Below are 14,215 nucleotides of genomic sequence, written 5' to 3'. Positions count from 1 at the left end.
TAGGGCCGTTCGGAACCTCCTCATTGCCCCCGGCAGGTGCACACTGGACAGCGGGACGAGTGCCTGACTGCGGGGTGGTGCACATGCAGAGCCGCTTCCGGAGCGACCGGCGGTTGACCGTACGGATGACGGTCACGCTGTTCCTGCTCGGGTTGTTGTACGTGGTGTTCGTCGCCGCGTTGATCGTGCTGCTGAAGTCGTGGCTGCTGGTCGTCGTACTGGTGGGCGCGATGTTCGTGGCGCAGTTCTGGTACTCCGACCGGATCGCCATGTTCGCCATGCGCGGCCGGGTCGTGGAGCGTGAGGAGTATCCGGAGCTGCACGCCGTGGTGGACCGGCTGTGCGCCATCGCCGACATGCCCAAGCCGGTGGTCGCCGTGTCGGACATGGACATGCCGAACGCGTTCGCGACCGGGCGGAACCCCGACCACGCCGTCGTCTGCGTGACCACCGGGCTGCTGCGGCGCCTGGAGCCCGCCGAACTGGAGGGCGTGCTCGCACACGAGCTGTCCCACGTGGCCCACAAGGACGTCGCCGTGATCACGATCGCGTCGTTCCTGGGCGTGATCGCCGGGCTGATCGTGCGGTTCGCCTTCTACTCGCAGCTCTTCGGCGGCGGGCGCCGGGACCAGAACACCGCCGCCGTGTTCGCCGCCGTCATCGGCGTCTCCGCGGCCGTGTACGCGATCAGCTTCCTGCTGATCCGGGCGCTGTCCCGGTACCGGGAGCTGGCCGCCGACCGGGCCGCCGCCCATCTCACCGGCCGCCCCTCCGCCCTCGCCTCCGCGCTCACCAAGGTCTCCGGCGACATCGCCCGGATCCCGACCAAGGACCTGCGGACCGCCCAGGCCTTCAACGCGTTCTACTTCACCCCGGCGACCGGCAAGGAGCCCGGCATCGAGCGCTTCTTCTCCACCCACCCGCCCCTGGAGCAGCGCCTTGAGCAGCTGGGGCGGATCTCGGCGGAGCTGGGTGAGGCGGCGACGCCCGGGAAGGCCGGGTGAGCATGGGGCTCCTGGACATCCTGCTCGGCCGCACCAAGCCCGTCGCACCCGATCTCGACCAGCTCTTCGCACTGCCCTCGGCCGCCGTGACCCTGGAGGCGGCGGCCGGGTTCACGCCGACCGGCGGGGGTGCGGTGTGCTTCGCGACCGTGGAGGGCGCGGCCTTCGAGCAGACCCACCGCGAGGTGCAGGCACTGCTCGACGCGGACACGGACCGCGGCGGGGTACCGGTGGAACTGCGCCAGGACGACTACGGGTACTCCTGGCTGGTCTCGCAACGCTCCCCCGACCAGCTCGTACAGCTGGTCAACGACCTGCACGCGGTGAACAGTTCGATGGAGGTCAACGGCTTCGGCCCCCAACTCCTCTGCTCCCTGGCCACCTTCACCGACTCCCGCACCCGCCGCCTCGCACTGGTCTACCTCTACAAACGGGGTACCTTCTACCCCTTCGCCCCGCTGTCCGACACGTCCCAGCGACGGGACAGCGCCCTGGAGCTCCAGGTGAAGGCGGCGCTCGCGAACGACCTGCGGATCGAGCAGGACCTCAGCCGGTGGTTCCCGGTGTGGGGTGCCCCCGGTCTCTGAGTGGCCGGGGGCACCTGCCTACCTGCCCTTGTCGCGCTGCTGGCGGCGGACCTCCAGGGGGCGTTCGCGGCGGTAGCGGCGCTCCCACCTGGCCTGGCGGTCGCGGCGGGCCCGGTACGTCTTGTAGTCGTCGGCCATGCCCCCGCCCCCGCCGGACGAGCCGCCCGACGAGGGAGCCGAGGCCGAGTCCCGGCCGTAGCGGATGTACAGGAAGAGCAGGGCGACCGCGGCGAGCCACCAGTTGTGGTTGCCGAAGCCGAGGACGACCAGGACGACGGTTCCGGAGAGGACGATGGTGCCCATGACGGGCCTCCGTGGCGTGGGTGTGTGAGCGGTTCGACGGACCCGACGGCACGCGGGGGACGGGCGGCCGTCCGTCGGTGTGCAGCAGAGTAGCCCCGAGTCACCGGGGCGCGGTGCCTGCCGCGGAAAGCGGTGGTGGCCGCCTCCGCAACGCGTGTCCAGCGTAGCCAGGCGGTCACTGGGCGTGCATCCCGTTTTCGCCGGGGGCGGGGACGGCTCAGACCCCCGGCGTCGCCGACAGGATCCCCGACGTGATGGCGGCCTCGAGGAGGGCGTGGTCGGCGGTGGTGCGTTCGGCGTAGGCGAGGGCGAACTCGGTGATCGCCCGGTCGAAGGTGTCACTGCCGCCGAGGTAGCCGGCGATGGCGATGCGGTCACCGGAACGGGCATGGGCGCGGGCCAGTGTCGTACCGCACAGGGCCGCGTATACACGCAGTCCGGTCGGGTCCATCGCGGCGACCTCGATGGAGCCCTTCATGTCGCGCAGCTGGCGCCAGTAGAAGGCGCGGCCCTGGGGGCCGGTCATCCAGCCGAGGAAGATGTCCCCGGCGGCCTGGAGCAGCCGCTGTCCGGCGACCACCCGGTGGCCCTGGTGGGTGTGCGGGCCGGTCGGCAGGTAGGGGTCGAGCACGGATGCCCGGGCCTCCTTGATCTGCAGGAACAGCGGGTCGTCGGCGTCGCGGCCGGCGAGGAGCACGATGAAGCAGCGGGTGCCGACGCTGCCGACGCCGACGACCTTGCGGGCGGCGTCGATGAACCGGTAGCGGTCCAGGAGGAGCCGGCGTTCCTCGGCGAGCGTGGAGCGGTAGTCGCTGAAGGCCTTGCGGAGTGAGGCCATGTCCGCGGCGCCCGCGGGTTCCAGCAGGGGCGGGTCCTTGATGATGCGGCGCTGTCCGCCGGTCACCTCGGTGAGACTGCCGAGCGCGTGCAGGCTGGTGCGGCGCCGGGCCCGGCTGAGGCTGTCCTCGATCCTGCGCCGTCGGCGCGTGGAGCGGACCAGGGTGGTGAGGCTGTCGGCGTCCACGCGCTCGTACCAGACGGCGAGTTCGCCGAGTCCCGCCAGTCGCCGCACGGCGGTCCGGTAGGCGGTGACGGCCGCCTGCGTCGCGGTCCGCGCCTGCGGGTCGCTGTGGCCGTTCTCGCGGGCGGCGACGGCGACGGAGGCGGCGAGCCGTTTGACGTCCCATTCGAAGGGGCCGGGGAACGTCTCGTCGAAGTCGTTCAGGTCGAAGAGCAGGGCGCGCTCGGGTGAGGCGTAGAGCCCGAAGTTCAGCAGGTGGGCGTCGCCGCAGAGCTGCACGGTGAGGCCGGTGTGCGGCTGGGCGGCGAGGTCGGCGGCCATCACGGCGGCGGCACCGCGCAGGAACGCGAACGGGGAGGCGGCCATCCTCCCGTACCGGATGGGCAGCAGCTCGGGCAGCCGGTCGCGGCCCTGGCGTTCCAGTACGGCGACGGGGTCGGGGCGGTCCACCGGGGGCAGCCACAGGGCCTGCGCGGACCGGGGGGTGCGCTTGCGGGCGGCCTTGCCGCGGGCGGCGCGGTCGGCGGGTGTGGACATCTGGCGCTCCCCTCGGTCGCTGCTCCCTCCGTCACCTGCTGATCGCAGTGAAGAGCGCCCGGCGGGGCGTGCGCATGCCGGACCCGGCGAACGGGTGACGCCGGGCGGCGGCGCCGGGTGCCGTGAGGAATCGCTCGCGGTGCCCGGCGCCTTCGGTTCAGCGCGCGTCAGACATCAGCGCGCGTAACGCATCAGCGCCCGCACCATGTGACACGTCGTGTCCGACGGCGGGTGGACGCCGATGCTCTGCGCCGTGCTCCGTATCGTCTCGTTCCGTGCCTGGTTCGGCAGGTAGACGCCGGAGTCGAGCAGGGCGATGGCGAGGCGCATGGCCTTGAGGCGGCGGTTGTGCGTGACGTACCAGTCGCGGGGCCGCCCGGCCGGCAGCGGGCGCTTCGCCACCGGCGCGTAGGGCGAGTCGAGCACGACGGCACGCTTCGCGGTGGACTGGGTCGGCAACGGCTTCGGCTTCAGGGCGGCAGCGGGCACGGGCATCCTCCTGTCGCGGTCAGAGGGCCCCCGGACACTCCGGCGACTCTCTCGAACACTGCGTCCAGTGTACTGGCCGCCACTGACAACGGGACAGGCCGCGAGAGCGGTGAACTTCCCTGATGGGAATGGGTATTTCGGCTGTGTCGCGATGGGCGCGAGAGGCCCGTACGACCGTCTCGGAAAATCGAACAGATCGCACTCCGGGTGGCGGCTCGCGTACGGTTTTCCGCATGGAGATCTGGATCAACCCCGCCTGCTCGAAGTGCCGAAGCGCGATCAGCCTGCTCGACGCGGAGGGGGCCGACTACACCGTCCGCCGCTACCTGGAGGACGTGCCGTCCGAGGACGAGATCAGGTCCGTGCTGGAGCGGCTCGGACTGGAACCGTGGGACATCACCCGCACCCAGGAGGCGGAGGCCAAGGAGCTGGGGCTCAAGGAGTGGGCGCGGGACGCGGGCGCACGCGACCGGTGGGTCACGGCCCTCGCCGAGCACCCCAGGCTCATCCAGCGGCCGATCATCACCGCCGACGACCGCACGGCGGTCGTCGCCCGCACCGACGAGGCCGTACAGGAGGCGCTGGCCAGGGGCAAGAGCTGAACAGCCCTCAACTCCTATGTGATGCACGTTACTTCGGCGGCTCCTGTGACCGCTGAGTAACGACGTTCGGTATTTCGTACCTAGCCACGTACGCTCCCCCACTTCCCTCAGGAGGCGCGCATGTCGCGTAGGAGAACCCTCGGAGCACAGAAGAAGATCGCGTTGCTGGTCGGCGCCGCGGCGGTCGCGGGCGGCGGGGCCTTCGCCCTGGCGACCACCTCGAACGCCGCGCAGAGCCCGCAGAACGCCAGGACGCTGTCGTCGGCCGCGGACTCGACCGTCTGCCAGGGGCTGGCCACGGCCCTCGGCAACAACCAGAAGTTCATCGCCGGGCAGCAGGCGAACCCGGACGCCCAGTCGGCGGCCCGGATCGCCAACCGGCAGGCGGTCATCGACCAGATCAAGGTCCAGCAGAAGGCGTCCGGTTGCGTCGTCGGGGAGTCGGCTCAGGGCTCCCAGGCGGCGAACGGTGCGCAGGCGGGCGGGACCGGTCAGGCGGGTCAGGCGGGTCAGGCGGGACAGGCGGGTCAGCAGAGCGCGGCGCCCTCGCAGAGCGCGGCCACCGGCAACAACGGCGGCGCGGCCGCCGCTGCCGGGCAGCAGGTCTGCAAGGGCTCGACCGTCACCCTGTCCGGCGAGGCCGGCGCGCCGGCCGCCTCCAGCAACCAGTTCCCGGCGGGGACCACGCTGAAGGTCACCAACCTGGACAACAACAAGTCCACGACGGTGAAGGTCACCTCGGTCTCCGGCAGTTGCGTCCTGCTCAACAACGCGGCCTTCGAACAGGTCAGGGAGCCCGGGAAGTTCCTGATCCGGCGCGCGCTGATCGAGAAGGTCGGCTGACCGGGACCACCGGCTGAGGCCGCCGGGCCGCCGGCTTTCACGGAGGGAGAGCCGGCGGCCCGTGAGCCGCACCACAGAACCCCCAGGTAACACGGGGTTCACATACGGGCAATGATCGGGAAATCGCCTGTTGACAGGCTGCCGGGCAGAAAAGCGGCGCCCCGGTGCCGTAGCGCCGCTGCACCCGCGAGTGCGCCCGACCCACCCCCGAAGGATGTGGCCCGTGACCTTCAAGGCTGAGTACATCTGGATCGACGGCACCCAGCCGACGGCCAAGCTGCGTTCGAAGACGAAGATCATCGCGGGCGCCCCCGCCGGTCTGGACGCGCTGCCGATCTGGGGCTTCGACGGGTCCTCCACGAACCAGGCCGAGGGGCACTCCTCGGACCGTGTACTGAAGCCTGTCTTCACCTGCCCGGACCCGATTCGCGGTGGCGACGACATCCTCGTGCTGTGCGAGGTCCTGGACATCGACTTCACCCCGCACTCCTCCAACACGCGGGCCGCGCTGGTCGAGGTCGCGGAGAAGTTCGCCGCGCAGGAGCCGATCTTCGGCATCGAGCAGGAGTACACCTTCTTCGACGGCGCCCGTCCGCTGGGCTTCCCCGAGGGCGGCTTCCCGGCCCCCCAGGGCGGCTACTACTGCGGTGTCGGCGCCGACGAGATCTTCGGCCGCGAGATCGTCGAGGCCCACCTGGAGAACTGCCTGAAGGCGGGGCTCGCGATCTCCGGCATCAACGCCGAGGTCATGCCCGGCCAGTGGGAGTTCCAGGTCGGCCCGGTCTCCCCGCTGGAGGTCTCCGACCACCTGTGGGTGGCCCGCTGGCTGCTCTACCGCACCGCCGAGGACTTCGGCGTCTCCGCCACCCTCGACCCCAAGCCGGTCAAGGGCGACTGGAACGGCGCCGGCGCGCACACCAACTTCTCCACCAAGGCGATGCGCGAGGGCTACGACGCGATCATCACCGCCTGCGAGTCGCTCGGTGAGGGCTCCAAGCCGCTCGACCACGTCAAGAACTACGGCGCCGGCATCGACGACCGCCTGACCGGTCTGCACGAGACCGCCCCGTGGGACAAGTACTCCTACGGCGTCTCCAACCGCGGTGCCTCGGTCCGCATCCCCTGGCAGGTCGAGAAGGACGGCAAGGGCTACATCGAGGACCGCCGTCCGAACGCCAACGTCGACCCGTACGTGGTGACCCGGCTGATCGTGGACACCTGCTGCTCCGCGCTGGAGAAGGCCGGCCAGGTCTGATCCGCGTCCGGCTCCTCGAAGGGGCGTCCACCGTTCGGCGGTGGGCGCCCCTTCCGGCTGCCCGGGGCCGCGTTGTCAGTGGCGCGTGCCATCGTCGGTGGCATGGAGATCGACGAGGTGCTCGCCGTCAACGCCTGGACGGAGAGCGGGCAGACGTACGTGTGGTGTGCGCCCGAGGAGCTGCGGGAGGCCGTACGCGGGCTCGGCTGCGCCGGGAACCGGTTCCTGGTCGCGCGGCGCGTCCCGGACCTGCCGGACGTGTTCGCGCAGATATGGCACGAGGAGGGCGGCGACTACCGCCTCGAACACCGGCTGGGCGCGGCCCGGTTCTCCGGTACGAGCCTCACGGACCCGGACCGGGCGGCGGACCTGCTGGTCGACTGGGCGCGGGAGGACGACGGCTGGGACGCCGGTGCCGACTGGGAGCCGGTCGCCGTACCCCCGCGCGAGGCGGCGCCCGCCCTCACGCCCGGGGCAGCCGCCCGCGTCGAGGGCCACGTGCGCGCCCTGCTGACGGAGGGCTACCTCGGCATCGACCGGCTCGTCGAGGAGACCGTGTACCTGATGGAGGAGGGTGAGCCGGTCTCCGCTGCCCAGGTCCGGGAGGTCGTGGCACGGCTCTGGACGGAGCGGGTGGCGGAGCAGCGGGCCTGGCACGGGCTCACCGACCCGGACCGGCTGACGCGGGCGTTCGCGGCCCTGGAGCGCGAAGGGATCGTGGCCCGCCAGGACTTCACGTGCTGCCGTTCCTGTGGGCTGAGCGAGATAGGCGCCGAGGCGCGGGACGCGGAACGGACGCGGGGTTTCGTCTTCTTCCACCACCAGGGCACCCGTGGCGCCGCCGAAGGCCGGGGTCTGAGTCTCTACTACGGCGGCTTCGACGGCTCCGTCGGCACCACCAGGGCCGTCGGCCGTGCGGTCGTCGCCGCGCTCGTGGACGCCGGGTTGTCCGCAGTGTGGGACGGCAATCCGGACAAGGCGATCGAGCTCACTCCGCTGACCTGGCACAAGCGCCTGGTGGGGTGAGGGGGGCGGGGTCGGTGCCGGGTCCGGGAGGCGTCCAACCAGTGAGAGAAGGGTCCTGTTTCCAGGCTGTGTCTGCTTCAATATGCGCATGGCCAGCTTCCAGAACCACACCGCGACGGGTCGCCATGACCTCGAGCCGTTCTGGCCTTCCCGTCAGCACCACGACTTCGACCGGGTGTGTTGCCGCGTGATGAACGCGCGGGCCCTCTAAAGCCGTACACCCCCGGCCTTCGGCCAGCGCGGAACGCAGTACGTCCCGGCGCGCCCGACCACGAATCGCGGCCGTCGTCCCGACCGACGAACTCCTCGCGCGAAAGAGCTGACGTCTCATGGCGACCACTCGTTCCCTCTCCCCCGCTCCCGCCCTCGCCGCCTCCCCCGCTCCCCGGCACCGGCTACGTGCCGTCGACCGGGACGAGGTCGTGGACATGGCGGACCTGCTGCCGCCCGGCGCCACCTGGCTGCCCGCGCCGCAGCACACCCTGCCCACCCTGCCGGGCCAGCCGCCGATGATCGGCTACCTGGTGCTGGTCCCGGCGGACCAGCAGCCGCCGTTCCTGCCGGTCGCGGTCCCGGACCGGCCGGCGGACGCCGACGAGGCGCCGGGCACCGCTCCGGCCGCCGTCGGCGAGCCGCTCGTGACCGTCGACAGCGTCCAGCGCACCGCGCAGGTCGACGGGCGTGAACTCGACCTCACCTACCTGGAGTTCGAGCTGCTCGCCCATCTGGTCGCGCATCCGAACCGGGTGCACACCCGGGACCAGCTGGTCACCACGGTCTGGGGCTACGGCCATGTCGGCGACGGCCGCACGGTCGACGTCCACGTCGCCCGCCTGCGCCGCAAGCTGGGCGCGGAACACCGCCGGGCGATCCAGACGGTCCGCCGCGTCGGATACAAGTACACCCCGCCGACAGGCCGCTGACCCGACAGCGCCCGGCGGGACCGGCTGCTGTGGCCGGTGGCGACCGGATGCGTCGGTCGAGGGGGCGGCCCCCGGCCCGTCCACCGGGCCGACGGCCGCCCACCGGACCGGCCGGCTCGGTCGGCGGCGAGCGGGCCGGTCGGTCGCGGTCGGTGCTGTCGGGTGGCGGGGCCGTCACAGCTGTCCGGAACACGCGGGCCCGCCGTCGGCGTCGGCGCTCTGCTGTCGGCAGATCCGCGTTCCGTGGGGCGGTGGGGCCGGGCACGATCATCGGCATGAGACTTCTTGTGCTGGGTGGTACGGAGTTCGTGGGGCGGGCCGTCGTCGAGGCCGCGCTCGGACGCGGCTGGGAGGTGACCGTATTCAACCGGGGGCACCGGGAACCCCCGCCGGGGGCGACATCGCTGCGGGGCGACCGCACCGCACCCGAGGGCCTCGCCGCGCTCGCGGACGGCACCGAGTGGGACGCGGTCGTCGACACCTGGTCGGCGGCGCCCCGGGCGGTGCGGGACACGGCGCGCCTGCTGCGGGGTCGCGTCGGCCGGTATGTGTACGTGTCCAGCTGCTCGGTGTACGAGTGGCCGCGCCGGGCCGGTCACGACGAGGACACCGCCGTGGTGACGGGTGCCGCCGCGGACGCGGAGCAGACCGAGTACGCGCAGGACAAGCGGGGCGGTGAGCTGGCCGCCGTCGAGTCCTTCGGCCCGGACGGCTCGGTCCTCGTACGCGCCGGGCAGATCCTCGGGCCGTACGAGAACGTGGGCAGGCTGCCCTGGTGGCTGAACCGGATCGCGCGGGGCGGCCCGGTCCTCGCACCGGGCCCGCGGGACCTCGCCCTCCAGTACGTGGATGCCCGGGACCTCGCCGAGTGGACCCTCGGCGCGGTCGAGCGGGGCCTTTCGGGGCCGTACAACCTGGTCGGGCCGACCGGGCACACCACGATGGGCGAACTCCTCGACACCTGCCGCCGCGTGACCGGCTCGGACGCCGAACTGCGCTGGACGGCACCGGAGTCGATCCTGGCCGCCGGGATCGAGCCGTGGATGCAGCTCCCGGTGTGGCTGCCGCCGGACAGCGAGCTGTACGACTGCATGTACCGCATGGACATCTCCCGGGCCCTGGCGACGGGCCTGGTGTGCCGGCCCGCCGAGGAGACGGTGGCCGACACGTGGCGCTGGCTCCAGGAGATCGGCGGGGTGGCGCCGGCGCGCGAGGACCGGCCGGCCGTGGGACTGGACCCTGTTGTCGAGGCGCGGGTGCTCGGGGTCCCGGTGGGCGGGTCGTGAGCCGGGTGCGGGCCGGTGGGGGCCGGGCGCGCGCGAGCGGCGGAGCCGCACGGGGCGCGCAGCGTCCCCGAGGTGTACCCGGCACCACCCCCTGACAGGGGGCTTCGGACCAGTGACCGGGGTCCGCGGGGTCGGACAGACTGACGGCCATGACGACGAACACGAACAGCGGCGGCCCGCGCGAGCGGGCCCGGCAGGTGCTGCTCGCCGCCGTGCGGGGGCTGGTGCTGGCGCTGGCGGTCCTGCCGGTCTCCGTCCTCTGCTTCACCCTGACCGCGGTCTCGGTCGCGCTGATCCCGATCGGCGTCGGCATCGTCACGACCCCCTGGGTCCTGGGCGGGACGCGGCGGGTGGCGGACGTGCGGCGACGGCTCGCGTACGAGTGGTGCGGGGTGCGGATCCGGTCGGCGTACCGGCCGCTGCCGGCGGACGCCAACCCGTGGGCCAGGACCTTCGGGATGCTGCGGGACCCGCAGGTCGGGCGGGACGTGCTGGGGCTGTGCGTCGACATGACGGCCGGCTTCGTGACCGCGCTGCTGCCCGCGGTGCTGCTGTTCTACCCGTTCGAGGGGTTCGCGGTGGTCGCCGGGCTGTGGCGGGTGCTCGCCGACGGCGGCACCTACTGGTACGGCTTCGTGCCGGTCTCCGGACAGTCCACCGCGTTCGGGGCCGCCGCCACCGCCGCCGTCCTGCTGGTCGGCGCCTGGTACCTGTGCCCGCGTCTGCTCGTCGCCCACTTCCGGCTGAGCCGCGCCGTCCTCGACCCCGGCCGGGGTGAACTCGTGGAGCGGGTGCGGGTGCTGACGGAGAGCCGGAAGGACGCCGTGGACACCTCGGCGGCCGAGCTGCGCCGGATCGAACGGGATCTGCACGACGGGGCGCAGGCCCGGCTGGTCGCGATGGGCATGGACCTCGGGACCGTGGAGATGCTGCTGGACAAGGATCCGGCGCGGGCGCGGGAGCTGCTCGCGCAAACCCGGCGGGCCTCCGTGGAGGCTCTGGGCGAGCTGCGGGACCTGGTCCGGGGCATCCATCCGCCGGTGCTGGCCGAGCGTGGCCTCGGGGACGCCGTACGGGCGCTGGCGCTGCGGCTGCCGGTGCCGACGGAGGTGACCGTGGAGCTGCCCGGACGGGCGGACGCGCCGGTGGAGTCGGCCGCGTACTTCGCGGTGAGCGAGGTGCTGACCAACGCGGTCAAGCACTCCGGCGCCGACCGGATCTGGGTGGACCTGCACCACGTGGCGGACGGCGGCGGCATGCTGCGGATCTCGGTCACGGACCACGGCAGGGGCGGCGCGGTGGTCGGCGCGGGCTCGGGTCTTGCCGGGGTGGAGCGGCGACTGGGTACATTCGACGGCGTCCTGGCCGTCAGCAGCCCCGCGGGCGGTCCCACCATGGTCACCATGGAGATTCCGTGCGTGTTGTCCTAGCCGAGGACCTGTTCCTGCTGCGCGACGGACTGGTCCGGCTGCTGGAGGCCTACGGCTTCGAGATCGCCGCGGCCGTCGAGTCCGGCCCCGAACTCGCTCGCGCCCTGGCCGAGTTGGACCCGGACGTGGCCGTGGTGGACGTACGGCTGCCGCCCACGCACACCGACGAGGGGCTGCAGTGCGCGCTCAGGGCCCGGCGGGACCGGCCGGGGCTGCCGGTGCTGGTGCTCTCCCAGCACGTGGAGCAGCTGTACGCGCGGGAGTTGCTGGCCGACGGCAGCGGCGGGGTGGGGTACCTGCTGAAGGACCGGGTGTTCGACGCGGAGCAGTTCGTGGACGCCGTACGGCGGGTCGCGGCGGGCGGTACGGCCATGGACCCCCAGGTGATCCAGCAGTTGCTGGCCCGGCGGGCCGACGACCGGCCGCTGGGCGGCTTGACACCACGCGAGCGGGAGGTGCTGGAGCTGATGGCGCAGGGCCGCTCGAACGCGGCGATCGCCGGGCAGCTCGTCGTCACGGAACGGGCCATCGCCAAACACACCTCCAACATCTTCACCAAACTGGGACTCGAGGTGTCGGACGATGACAATCGGCGCGTCCTCGCGGTGCTGGCCCACCTCGACCGCGACCGCTGATTTTCACGGAACTTCCGCAGCTCAAACGGCTGTTGTGCCCCAAGTGCGTAACGAATCTCTGATGAATTTGTGAGGCGGCTGAACACCTCTGAGATGAGTTCCGTATGAGAAGGCGCCGCTTCACTCCTGTCGGGCGCCTCGATGCCGCCCCGCAAGGAAGGTCTGAGGAGTTCCATGGGACGCAACATACGCAAACGCCGCTCGCCGCTGGCCGTCAAGGCCATTGCCGCATCGGCGGCCATAGCGCTCGGCGGGGGCGGGCTGCTCTGGGCGCAGATGAACGCTTCGGCTCACGAGTCGAACAACGCCGCCCAGAACTACACGAAGGCCGCCGCCGCCACGGTGGCGACCATCGCCTGCCCGGACGTCGGCCAGAAGCTGACGAGCGTGCCGGCCGCCGCCAAGCAGGGGGTGGCCACGGAGCTCGCCAACCTCGACAAGCAGATCACCGAGGCCTACTCCCGGCTCGCCTCCACCCGTCAGGCCCAGGCGGGCGACGCGAGCTTCGTGCAGAACGCGATCGTCGGCCCCCTGAAGGAGAAGCGGGCGGCCACGATCGACCGGATCAGGATCGACATCACCCGGGTCGGCGGCCAGTTCGACAGCTCGCTGTCGCAGCTCGCGGCCTGCACCACGCAGACCACGAACCAGACCACCGCGGGCGGTGGCGGTAACAACGGTGGCAACAACAACGGCCAGAACAACAATGGCCAGAACAACAACGGCGGTCAGAACAACAACGGCCAGAACGGCAACAACGGCCAGGCCTCGGCCGCCCCGAGCGCCAGCACCCCGGTCGACGTCGGCATCGGCGGCCAGGCCGGCAACGGCCCGACGGCCGCGGACTTCGTGGACATCACGAAGGTCGCCGCGAACGTCCAGGGCAAGCCGCAGAACGGCGCCCAGGCCTCGACCGGTTCCTTCGTCACCCGCTGTGGCACGAACCAGAACAAGAACCACAACACCGACAACGTGATCGTGGCGCCCGGCGTGAGCAACGGCGCGCACCACCTGCACGACTACGTCGGCAACCAGAAGGTCAACGCGTTCTCCACGAACAACTCGCTGATCGCGGACCAGACCAGCTGCCAGAACAAGAGCGACCTGTCGGCCTACTACTGGCCGGTGATCCGCGAGCAGAACGGCACGAAGGACTTCGACCAGAACGCGCCCGGCGGTGGCACCGAGGGCAACGTCGGCAAGATCCTGACCCCGGTCCAGGCGCAGATCAAGTACGTCGGCTCCCCGGCCAGCAAGGTCACCGCGATGCCGCAGTTCCTGCGCATCATCACCGGTGACGCCAAGACCACGACCAACGGTCTGGGCAACGCCAACGCGCACTGGAGCTGCACCGGCTTCGAGAACAAGGTCCAGCTGACCCAGCAGTACCCGATCTGCCCGCAGGGCAGCCAGGTGGTCCGCACCTTCGCCTTCCAGAGCTGCTGGGACGGCAAGAACATCGACAGCGCCAACCACCGCACGCACGTCGCGTTCGCGGACCCGGCGAGTGGTGTCTGCCCGAACGGCTTCAAGGCGATCCCGCAGCTGACGATGCGTCTGGTCTACAACGTCGCCCAGCCCAGCATCGTCAACGGCCAGGTGAAGAACGCCTACGCGGTGGACGGCTTCCCGGAGCAGCTCCACAAGGCGGCGACCGACCACGACGACTTCATCGCGGTCTTCAAGAACAACCTGGCGAACACCATCGCCAACTGCATCAACACCGGGAGGAAGTGCCAGTAGGCACTGACTGACCGACAGCACGGAAGCGGGCGGTGGGATTCTCCCACCGCCCGCTTCCGTGTGTGCCGCTCGCCGGCTGCCGCGCGGTCTCAGCCGGTGTGCTTGCTGTGGTCGGTACCGATCTCCTCCCAGCCGCCCAGCGTGCTCTGCAGCGACTTGACCAGCTTGTCGGTGCCCACCGCGACCCACTTGCGGCCGACGAGGTAGAACCCGCCGTAGTCCTTCGCGTCGTTGATCCACTCGCGCTGGCCGCGGTCGGTGGCGAAGGTGGCGAAGACGAACTTGCCCGCCGGGACCTTGCAGATGGCCTGGCGGACCTCGTCGGAGTCGATCTGCATGTCCGGGGTGCACTTCACCTTGGCGGCCAGGCTCTCCAGGCTGCCGGTCGCGGTGACCGGGATCTTCGTCTCGGCACTGCCGTCGCCGGACCCGCAGCCCGCCAGCGCCAGTACGGCGACGGCGCCGGCCGCCGCGAGCATCGGTCGGGTCAACCTCATCTGTTCCTCCGGTCGCGTTGCTGGCCCTGGGGTG

General features: G+C 71.5%; 15 protein-coding genes. 11 read left to right on the top strand and 4 right to left on the bottom strand.

Annotated elements, in window-relative coordinates; genetic code table 11:
• Positions 1-83: 83 nt before the first annotated feature.
• The gene (gene htpX / locus ACZ3KP_RS31080; protein WP_358970270.1) at positions 84-1,004 is read left to right on the top strand and encodes a zinc metalloprotease HtpX; all 921 of its coding nucleotides are present in this window, start codon (positions 84-86) and stop codon (positions 1,002-1,004) included.
• Between the two features lie 2 nt (positions 1,005-1,006).
• Positions 1,007-1,591: a PspA-associated protein PspAB gene (gene pspAB / locus ACZ3KP_RS31075; protein WP_467503537.1), complete on the top strand. Its 585-nt coding sequence runs from the start codon at positions 1,007-1,009 to the stop codon at positions 1,589-1,591.
• An 18-nt stretch (positions 1,592-1,609) separates the two neighbouring features.
• Here pspAB and ACZ3KP_RS31070 read toward each other — a convergent pair whose 3' ends face one another.
• From ACZ3KP_RS31070 to ACZ3KP_RS31060, 3 genes are all read right to left on the bottom strand, one after another.
• Positions 1,610-1,894, bottom strand: coding sequence for a hypothetical protein (locus ACZ3KP_RS31070; RefSeq protein ID WP_132886382.1), 285 nt, complete (start codon positions 1,892-1,894; stop codon positions 1,610-1,612).
• A gap of 217 nt (positions 1,895-2,111) precedes the next feature.
• Entirely contained in the window at positions 2,112-3,452 is a 1,341-nt protein-coding gene (locus ACZ3KP_RS31065; protein ID WP_467503450.1) for a DUF2252 domain-containing protein, read from the bottom strand.
• A gap of 174 nt (positions 3,453-3,626) precedes the next feature.
• Positions 3,627-3,941: a hypothetical protein gene (locus tag ACZ3KP_RS31060; RefSeq protein ID WP_358970275.1), complete on the bottom strand. Its 315-nt coding sequence runs from the start codon at positions 3,939-3,941 to the stop codon at positions 3,627-3,629.
• Between the two features lie 233 nt (positions 3,942-4,174).
• Here ACZ3KP_RS31060 and ACZ3KP_RS31055 point away from each other — a divergent pair, with 233 nt between their 5' ends.
• The 9 genes from ACZ3KP_RS31055 to ACZ3KP_RS31015 all read left to right on the top strand — a co-directional run bounded on the left by ACZ3KP_RS31055 (position 4,175) and on the right by ACZ3KP_RS31015 (position 13,684).
• The gene (locus ACZ3KP_RS31055; protein ID WP_467503448.1) at positions 4,175-4,543 is read left to right on the top strand and encodes an arsenate reductase family protein; all 369 of its coding nucleotides are present in this window, start codon (positions 4,175-4,177) and stop codon (positions 4,541-4,543) included.
• A gap of 120 nt (positions 4,544-4,663) precedes the next feature.
• A complete protein-coding gene (locus tag ACZ3KP_RS31050) occupies positions 4,664-5,386 on the top strand; it encodes a hypothetical protein (protein ID WP_467503446.1) in 723 nt (240 codons plus the stop codon).
• A gap of 223 nt (positions 5,387-5,609) precedes the next feature.
• Positions 5,610-6,641 carry a glutamine synthetase gene (gene glnII / locus ACZ3KP_RS31045; RefSeq protein ID WP_358970284.1) on the top strand — a complete coding sequence of 344 codons (1,032 nt, stop codon included), beginning with the start codon at positions 5,610-5,612 and terminating at the stop codon, positions 6,639-6,641.
• A gap of 102 nt (positions 6,642-6,743) precedes the next feature.
• On the top strand, positions 6,744-7,667 hold the full coding sequence (locus ACZ3KP_RS31040) for a DUF6891 domain-containing protein (protein ID WP_467503444.1): 924 nt from the start codon (positions 6,744-6,746) through the stop codon (positions 7,665-7,667).
• Between the two features lie 329 nt (positions 7,668-7,996).
• Entirely contained in the window at positions 7,997-8,590 is a 594-nt protein-coding gene (locus ACZ3KP_RS31035; protein WP_467503442.1) for a winged helix-turn-helix domain-containing protein, read from the top strand.
• A 275-nt stretch (positions 8,591-8,865) separates the two neighbouring features.
• Positions 8,866-9,876: an NAD-dependent epimerase/dehydratase family protein gene (locus ACZ3KP_RS31030; RefSeq protein WP_467503440.1), complete on the top strand. Its 1,011-nt coding sequence runs from the start codon at positions 8,866-8,868 to the stop codon at positions 9,874-9,876.
• 149 nt (positions 9,877-10,025) lie between these two features.
• On the top strand, positions 10,026-11,306 hold the full coding sequence (locus tag ACZ3KP_RS31025) for a sensor histidine kinase (protein ID WP_467503438.1): 1,281 nt from the start codon (positions 10,026-10,028) through the stop codon (positions 11,304-11,306).
• Positions 11,291-11,941 carry a response regulator transcription factor gene (locus ACZ3KP_RS31020; protein ID WP_366895708.1) on the top strand — a complete coding sequence of 217 codons (651 nt, stop codon included), beginning with the start codon at positions 11,291-11,293 and terminating at the stop codon, positions 11,939-11,941. The genes ACZ3KP_RS31025 and ACZ3KP_RS31020 overlap by 16 nt, the downstream gene beginning before the upstream one ends.
• A 174-nt stretch (positions 11,942-12,115) precedes the next feature.
• On the top strand, positions 12,116-13,684 hold the full coding sequence (locus ACZ3KP_RS31015) for a DUF1996 domain-containing protein (RefSeq protein WP_467503436.1): 1,569 nt from the start codon (positions 12,116-12,118) through the stop codon (positions 13,682-13,684).
• Positions 13,685-13,773: 89 nt separating this feature from the next.
• Here ACZ3KP_RS31015 and ACZ3KP_RS31010 read toward each other — a convergent pair whose 3' ends face one another.
• Positions 13,774-14,181: a hypothetical protein gene (locus ACZ3KP_RS31010; protein WP_467503434.1), complete on the bottom strand. Its 408-nt coding sequence runs from the start codon at positions 14,179-14,181 to the stop codon at positions 13,774-13,776.
• Between the last annotated feature and the right edge of the window lie 34 nt (positions 14,182-14,215).

The sequence above is a fragment of the Streptomyces sp. NPDC020958 genome, from assembly GCF_055562175.1.
This window is presented reverse-complemented; position numbering and strand designations above follow the sequence as displayed.

Excerpts from the sequence above, each read along its gene's own strand:
- ACZ3KP_RS31030 (WP_467503440.1), top strand. The coding sequence starts at position 8,866 with ATGAGACTTCTTGTGCTGGGTGGTACGGAGTTCGTGGGGCGGGCCGTC.
- ACZ3KP_RS31035 (WP_467503442.1), top strand. The coding sequence starts at position 7,997 with ATGGCGACCACTCGTTCCCTCTCCCCCGCTCCCGCCCTCGCCGCCTCC.
- pspAB (WP_467503537.1), top strand. The coding sequence starts at position 1,007 with ATGGGGCTCCTGGACATCCTGCTCGGCCGCACCAAGCCCGTCGCACCC.
- ACZ3KP_RS31010 (WP_467503434.1), bottom strand. The coding sequence starts at position 14,181 with ATGAGGTTGACCCGACCGATGCTCGCGGCGGCCGGCGCCGTCGCCGTA.
- ACZ3KP_RS31050 (WP_467503446.1), top strand. The coding sequence starts at position 4,664 with ATGTCGCGTAGGAGAACCCTCGGAGCACAGAAGAAGATCGCGTTGCTG.
- ACZ3KP_RS31040 (WP_467503444.1), top strand. The coding sequence starts at position 6,744 with ATGGAGATCGACGAGGTGCTCGCCGTCAACGCCTGGACGGAGAGCGGG.
- ACZ3KP_RS31065 (WP_467503450.1), bottom strand. The coding sequence starts at position 3,452 with ATGTCCACACCCGCCGACCGCGCCGCCCGCGGCAAGGCCGCCCGCAAG.
- ACZ3KP_RS31015 (WP_467503436.1), top strand. The coding sequence starts at position 12,116 with ATGGGACGCAACATACGCAAACGCCGCTCGCCGCTGGCCGTCAAGGCC.
- ACZ3KP_RS31025 (WP_467503438.1), top strand. The coding sequence starts at position 10,026 with ATGACGACGAACACGAACAGCGGCGGCCCGCGCGAGCGGGCCCGGCAG.
- htpX (WP_358970270.1), top strand. The coding sequence starts at position 84 with ATGCAGAGCCGCTTCCGGAGCGACCGGCGGTTGACCGTACGGATGACG.
- ACZ3KP_RS31055 (WP_467503448.1), top strand. The coding sequence starts at position 4,175 with ATGGAGATCTGGATCAACCCCGCCTGCTCGAAGTGCCGAAGCGCGATC.
- ACZ3KP_RS31070 (WP_132886382.1), bottom strand. The coding sequence starts at position 1,894 with ATGGGCACCATCGTCCTCTCCGGAACCGTCGTCCTGGTCGTCCTCGGC.